The sequence below is a fragment of the Marinitoga sp. 1155 genome, assembly GCF_001021175.1.
In the GTDB taxonomy this organism is placed as follows: domain Bacteria; phylum Thermotogota; class Thermotogae; order Petrotogales; family Petrotogaceae; genus Marinitoga.
Genome location: NZ_AZAX01000018.1, coordinates 40468 through 47499, shown reverse-complemented (window position 1 = coordinate 47499; position 7032 = coordinate 40468). Strand labels below are relative to the sequence as shown.

Sequence of the window (7032 nt, the reverse complement as noted above, 5' to 3'; positions counted from 1 at the left end):
AATTTCTTTGTAAGAAGATTCTAATTCTTCGTTCATAGCATTAATTTCTTCAAATGATGTCATAATATCTTCAGCCATTTTTTGATATTCAGTCATCAACTCATTAATTTCTTTAATTTCACACTTTTCCATAATTTTATCAAATTCAAGGTAACGTGTTTTCTGAAATTTTTTCATATTATCAAGCATTATTTCAAATGGTTTTGATATCTGTTTTGATACTTTATGTGCTTTTTTAACTATTGATATAATAACTATACTTAACAATATAAAAAATAAAATAATGCTTATTATTATTGAACTTCGATATTTATTAAAATCTAATTTTAATATTATACCAATTGGCCTGAATAAAGTTTTTTCATCTTCATATTTCCATACATAGTAAAATTTTACTTTTTCATTATTTTTTATAACGATATCTTTTTCAGTAGAAAAAACTTTTTCTAAATACTTTTTATCTTCATCTGTTAAATTAGAAAAGTTTTGTGACAATCCTTCAAATTCATGCGTACATATATTGATATCTGAAATAAAGTCATATTCATTTTTTAAATTTGCTAAATTATTTATTGTTTTTTTTATTTTATCTATAGATAGTATGGAGCTTAAAACATAAAAATTCTCATCTGTTTTTATATATATATTTCTTAGTAATTTGTCAGATTTTAAATCTAATTCTATTAGATAATTATATTTTTGAAGATTAATCAGTTTATTTTTTAATTTTAGATCTATAGACTCAATATTTACTTTTTTTATGACATTATTTTCTCTATTTGATTTGTATGATGTTGAAACAAATTTTTCTATTGATTCATTTATATCCTGTGATGTTTTTATTTCATTCATTAATGTATCTAATTTTTCATAAAAAACAGAATCAAAATCATATAGCGCATTATATAATGAATTAAATGCAAATCTTATTAGACTTTCTGTATTATTTCTTAGTGATTTTTCTACTTTTAATAAATTTATATAGCTAAATACGCTGACTAAAATTAATACTAAAACAATACTTGTTATAACTATTGTCATTATACTTTTTGATATTAACTGATATAAAGATACCTTTTCTTTTTTCATTTTTAACCTCCAATCTATTATCGTTGATTACTTTATAAATCCATTTAATCCTCCGTTTATATCTGAATATAATATTATTCCTAAAATGTCATTTGGATTTTTCTGATATCCTACTGATATCAAAGCTTTATCATCAAATAATATTGTTTTTAAAATTCTTTCATCAAAAGTTTCACCATAATAATTTTCTTTTATAATAATACCATCATCTTTATTTAATAGTAATATAAATCCATCAAAGTCATCATTTTTTTCTAATGTATATCCTGATATAATAATTTTCTTATTTATGATATTTGCCGATAATCCTCTTGCAGATTTTTTTAAAAGATAATCTTTTCTCCATATTTTATTGAAATCTTTATCGGTTTTAATTATTAATACTTTCCATGGAAATCCATTTATTGTTGTACTATAGCCTATAATATAATAAAATTCATTGTCTTTTAAAATAGTATTACCATATTCATTTAACTGTTCTTTTCCATATTTTAATATTGTATAATCACTGTAATTTAATTTATTTAATTTAATGATGAAAATATTTTCATTATTATTTGCTGTAGAATTGGTATTTCCGAGTAAGTATATATAGTTTTTATCATAATTTATATCCGTTATAACTTCGTCATTGTACCATGTAATTTTAAATTCGTTTAATTTATCAAGATTTTCATTAATTTCAGTTAGATATCCTGTTCTTTTATTTTTTTCTATTATGAATCCTGTAACATAAATATTTTCGAAATTATCTTTTATAATTTTTATGAATTCACCTTTATTATTGAATACTTTTGATTTTATTAATATTCCTGAGTTATTTACTATATAAATCACTGGTTTATAATCCTGTGTTCCTACTATATAAAATTCATTATTTATGTATTCCGCTGTATTTATTTTTACATTAGATGATATGTTTATTTCTTTCTGGAAAAGTATGTCTCCTTCTTCATTAAAACTTATTATTATTATATTTTGATTTATTTTTTCATTTTGTCCTATAATATAAATTTTTTTATTAACAGTTACAATGTCTTTTAATATTAATATTTTACCTTCTGTCATTTTTTTAAACCATGTATCAACTGTTATATTTTCCTCTATATCTATATTGCTTATTTTGAAAATATCTTTTTCAAGATTATTGGTGTTGTTTGTTTTTACAGGAATCAAAGCTTTTTTAGTTGATGAATATATATATATAATATCCAGTGAAAAAAGAATTACTATTATTATTAAAATAAACAACAAAATTTTTTTCATATTTTTTCTCCTTTATATATTATTTATATTGGTGCAGGTGCTATGATAGTGTTGTTAGTTAATAACAGTGTATACATGTTTATAATAGGGTATTTTAATGTGTTGAAAGTTTTGAAAATAATTAAATGTAACTTTTATTATTTTGGTTCAAAGTACATAATACGAATATATGTTCTATATTTTTAGTTGATAATATTTAAATTGTTCATAAGTAAATAACTTTTAACGTTGATTGTTAGTATTCCTGTTATAATTTATCAACCATAAAAATATATATGTTGAAAGTTTTAACAACAACTATAATAGTTATAAACATTTTTGGTTGTTAACTTCTGAAATTACTATTATCAGGAATTTTAATATGATAACAAAAGTTCATAACTATAAACAAATACATTACAATTATAACATACTGCGTTGAAAATAAAAAAACAGAATAAAAACTTTTATGAATCCATATATCGTTACATGATGATTAAACTTTGATTTAAAAAGAGTTTTAGAAACAATAATTATCATATATTTAATATGTGAGTAAAAAATATACATCATAATTTAATCTTTATAGTTTAAAGTTGACTGTAAAGATTAAGAATAGATAATATCAGGAGGTTGAGACGGTTGAAAAACACATTGAAATATATTCTCGCATTACCATTTTTACAGGTATTTGTTCAGGTGGGAATAGCATCATCTTTTCCACAATTAACTGAAATTTTTGGTTCAACATGGTTAGCAAGTACATATATAGGAATAACCCCTTTAATATCCATTATTTTTGGTTCTTTTTGGGGAAAGGTATTAGAGAAAAAAGGTGAAAGTAAAACATTTTTATATTCAATGGCATTATGGACTACAGCATTATATTTATCTGGATTATCTTTAAAATTACCAATATTGGCAATAATTTTTCGTGCAATCCAGGGAATAGCTGATTCTGCACTATTTTCTAATGCATTAACAGTAATAACAAAATCAAATTTTTCTGCAAAAGAACAGTCAAAATATTTTGGTTTAGTTGAATTTCTGGCAAGTTTTGGAGCCGTTATAGGTCCTCTTGTAATAGGTACGGGTTTTATTTATATGTCACATTATATTTTAATGACAGTTGGTGTAATATTATTTATAGCCACATTGTTTGTTTATAAACAGTTGCCTGTTATAGATATTCATCCTGAAAAAGTAAAAAAACAGGTAGCAAAGTTTTCACCAAGAATATTTTTAGCTGCTTTTTTTGGTATTTTAACATTAGCTGTAATAGTTGGATTTCAGGCTACAATGCCATTTTTTATAGAAAAATATATTCATAATCCTATATTTGGAAAAATATATATATCAATATTTGCATTATCTTTAATGCTTGGAAATTTATTTAAACATAAAATAAGTGGAGTGAGAATTTGGATACCTCTTGCTACGTTTTCAACTTTAATATTTGCGATGTTTGCTAATTCAATATCGATGTTTTTATTCCTATTTTTGATAATTATATCAGGATTGTTCCTTGGTCTATCTTTAACAATGAGTAGTGAATATGCGTCATATCTATCAGTTGGTTTTGAAGAAAAAGGAATGGCAGTATTTTCAGCTTTTAGAATAAGTGGAAACTTTTTTGGGCCATATCTATCTATTTTTTATTCAATGGGTGGTATGAATTTCTTTATATTAATATTATCTATGATTAGTTTATTATCAACAGCATTCTTATTTAATTATAAAAAAAATTTTGATGAAGTAAAAGAAATATAAATTAACAAAAAACCCCTTATTGGGGTTTTTTGTATATAATAACTGTATTTTTAAATTTTTTAGCTTTATACATTGCCATATCAGCATATTTAATTAATGTATCTATATTTTCAGAGTGTTCAGGGAATAATGAAACACCAATACTTAATGAAATAGAAAAAGAACATTTATTTGTACTAAATTTCCTGTATATTTTTTCTGACATTTTTTTTGTTATTGTATGTATATCTTTTAATTCTTTATATTGAGCTAATACAACAAATTCATCTCCACCGAATCTTGAAATAAGATCAGAATTCCTTAAAGAATTTCTTAGAATATTTGAAAATTCTATTAAAATTTCATCTCCTTTATCATGTCCAAAATTGTCGTTCACTTTTTTAAAATTATCAATATCAATAAACATTAAAGCATATTTTAAACTATTTCTTTTTGCAATTGCAAGTATGTTTTTTGAATTTTCAAAGAATAGAGTTCTATTAGGCAGTCCAGTTAATATATCATGAGTAGCCAGATGTTTAAGTTTTTTCTCAAGATTATTTCTTTCGGTATAATCTTCCATAATAATTATACCTCCAATAATATAATTATCTTTTTTTAAAGGAGCAAATTTAGCTCGTAAAATAATTTTTTTTCCAGAAATGAAAGATGTATATTCTCCTTCATAATAAGAAATTTTACCTTTTAAAACATTAAAAATATTATCTTTTATAATTTTATTTGGTAGTGTGGATAGATCAAATTCGATAATATCATTTTTTTTCAAATTTAAGACATTTAACGAACTTGGATTTGCCATAATCACTTTTAAATTAGTATTAAAAATTATTATACCAACAGGAGAATTTTCAAATATTGTTTGAAATAAGCTCAGATTTTTATCCAGTTCATCTTTAACCTTTATCAGTTTATAATAATTAATAATAATAAATATAGCCATAATAATGCTAAAAAATAGCGTGAAAATATCAATAAATAAAAAAGTTATTTTTTCCTTTAAAATGGAAGATATATTTGAATCCAGACTTGATAGTTCATAATTTATTATGTTTTGAAAATAATTTACAAGCATGCTCAGATTTTTAAAAACATCTTTTGAATTTAATTCATATAGTTTTGGAGATTTTTTCTCAAAAAGTTCATAATAATTCCATAAACTTTTATAACCTTCAAAGTTATAAAAATTATTTAATTTTTCATATGTTTCTTTTGTAAATGATAAACCCTTAAATTTCGGAAATTCAATAAGCGAATAAAAACTTCTATCCAATAAATAATATTCTTTTTCACTTATTTTCATTTTTTTATATACAATGACTGAAAATATACCTCGAAATTCACCAGAATATTCCTTAATCCTTTCGAGAAAGTATATGGAAGACAACCATTTTCCTGTTTCTGAAACAGTTTTTTGCTTTATGGAATAATTATAAAAATCAAGGAGATCATTTATTATTGTTGTGTAATTTATAAAAATATTTATATTATTATCTTTTCCTATATTTTTTCGCAATAAATTGAGTTTTTTTTCAATATCCTCCAATTTTTTATAATAAAAATCTTCGAGGTTTAAATTTTTAATATTTTCAAGATATTTATTAAATAGATTTCTTTCTTTTACCAATTCATCGTAAACGCTTTTTTCACCATTTACATACATATTAACAAGTCCTCTTTCATTCTGAAGATGAAAGACAGCTGAAGATATATTTTTTATTAGAGATATTGAGTTTTTCATATTATTGAGCAATTTTTTATCATTATTCATCTGAAATAATGAGTTTACGGAAATAATTAGTAATCCAAGTGTAAGTAATAACACAATGATAAGATTAAAAGTTTTTGTTTTCATATAAATCACCACATAATAATTTTTATAATATATTTAAGATTTATTTTTCAATTAATTCTGCAATTTTATAAACTGTATATTTTACAGCAGGGGTTCTGTATGGAATTGTTGTTGAATCTAATTTAACAAGCCAATCATTTGTTTTTTTATATATTGATATATAATATTGTTGCATGAAGTCATCATCAGTAGAAACAACCCTGAGTAAGAACCTATCATTTAATAAATCTTCATACACAGAGCTTACTGTAAAGGTTATGTTGTTATCTTTGAATGTTTTATCTTTTAAACTTTTTAATTTTTCTATATCAATATCTTTTATATTTTTATGAGGCAAATCGCTCACTCCCTCCAGAACTCTTTTTATTTTAAAACTTTTTAATTTTTTTGCAATAAATAAATATTTATTTCTACCTTCATTGTCCCATTTTAACTCATATTTTGTTTTTATAGGTCTATTAAAATTTTTGATAATTTCTTGCGTTTCAAAAAATTCAGAATTACTGAAATTCTCATAAACTTCTTGAGCATACCAATCTACATCAGTTGCTAATTCTATTGTCCCGCCTTTTTTTAAAACATCAGCCAGAGTATTAATAAACGATGTAATAAAAATTCTTCTTTCTTTATGTCGTTTTTTCGGCCATGGACAGGGAAAATTCACTATTAATTTTGAAATTGAATTAGATGAAAATAATTCTCTTATTAAAAGACGTGCATCTCCCTGAATAACACGAGCATTTTTAATATTATTTTTATGAAAATTAATTTGTGCTTTGTACAAAGCTGTCAAAGAGGTTTCAAATCCAATAAAGTTAATATCCGGATTAGATTTTGCAAGTGCAGCCATATATTCTCCACTGCCAAATCCTATTTCAACATATATTTTTCTTTTATTTCCAAATATTTCGTTCCATTTTATAGGATATGTATCATATTGCTGGGGTTTCATAAAATATTTTAATACCCCAATTTTATCATGCATTAAAAATCCTCCTTTTTTTAAGTCTAAATTTAATATTATCATAATAAACAAAAGATATTATTATTTTTATGTAAAAATAATAATAGTTGAT

Annotated in this window: 5 protein-coding genes; 1 reads left to right on the top strand and 4 read right to left on the bottom strand. The window is 22.7% G+C overall.

Going from position 1 to position 7032, the window contains the following annotated elements; translation table 11 throughout:
* On the bottom strand, positions 1–1089 hold a 1089-nt coding region (locus tag X274_RS06790), incomplete at its 3' end, for a hypothetical protein (RefSeq protein WP_047266063.1).
* A 27-nt stretch (positions 1090–1116) separates the two neighbouring features.
* Entirely contained in the window at positions 1117–2355 is a 1239-nt protein-coding gene (locus tag X274_RS06785; protein ID WP_047266062.1) for a hypothetical protein, read from the bottom strand.
* Positions 2356–2976: 621 nt separating this feature from the next.
* Here X274_RS06785 and X274_RS06780 point away from each other — a divergent pair.
* Positions 2977–4104, top strand: coding sequence for an MFS transporter (locus tag X274_RS06780; protein ID WP_047266061.1), 1128 nt, complete (start codon positions 2977–2979; stop codon positions 4102–4104).
* Between the two features lie 16 nt (positions 4105–4120).
* Here the strand turns inward: X274_RS06780 and X274_RS11605 are convergent, their stop codons facing one another.
* Positions 4121–5956, bottom strand: coding sequence for a diguanylate cyclase (locus tag X274_RS11605; protein ID WP_052913226.1), 1836 nt, complete (start codon positions 5954–5956; stop codon positions 4121–4123).
* Positions 5957–5996: 40 nt separating this feature from the next.
* A complete protein-coding gene (gene trmB, locus X274_RS06770; RefSeq protein WP_052913225.1) occupies positions 5997–6941 on the bottom strand; it encodes a tRNA (guanosine(46)-N7)-methyltransferase TrmB in 945 nt (314 codons plus the stop codon).
* Between the last annotated feature and the right edge of the window lie 91 nt (positions 6942–7032).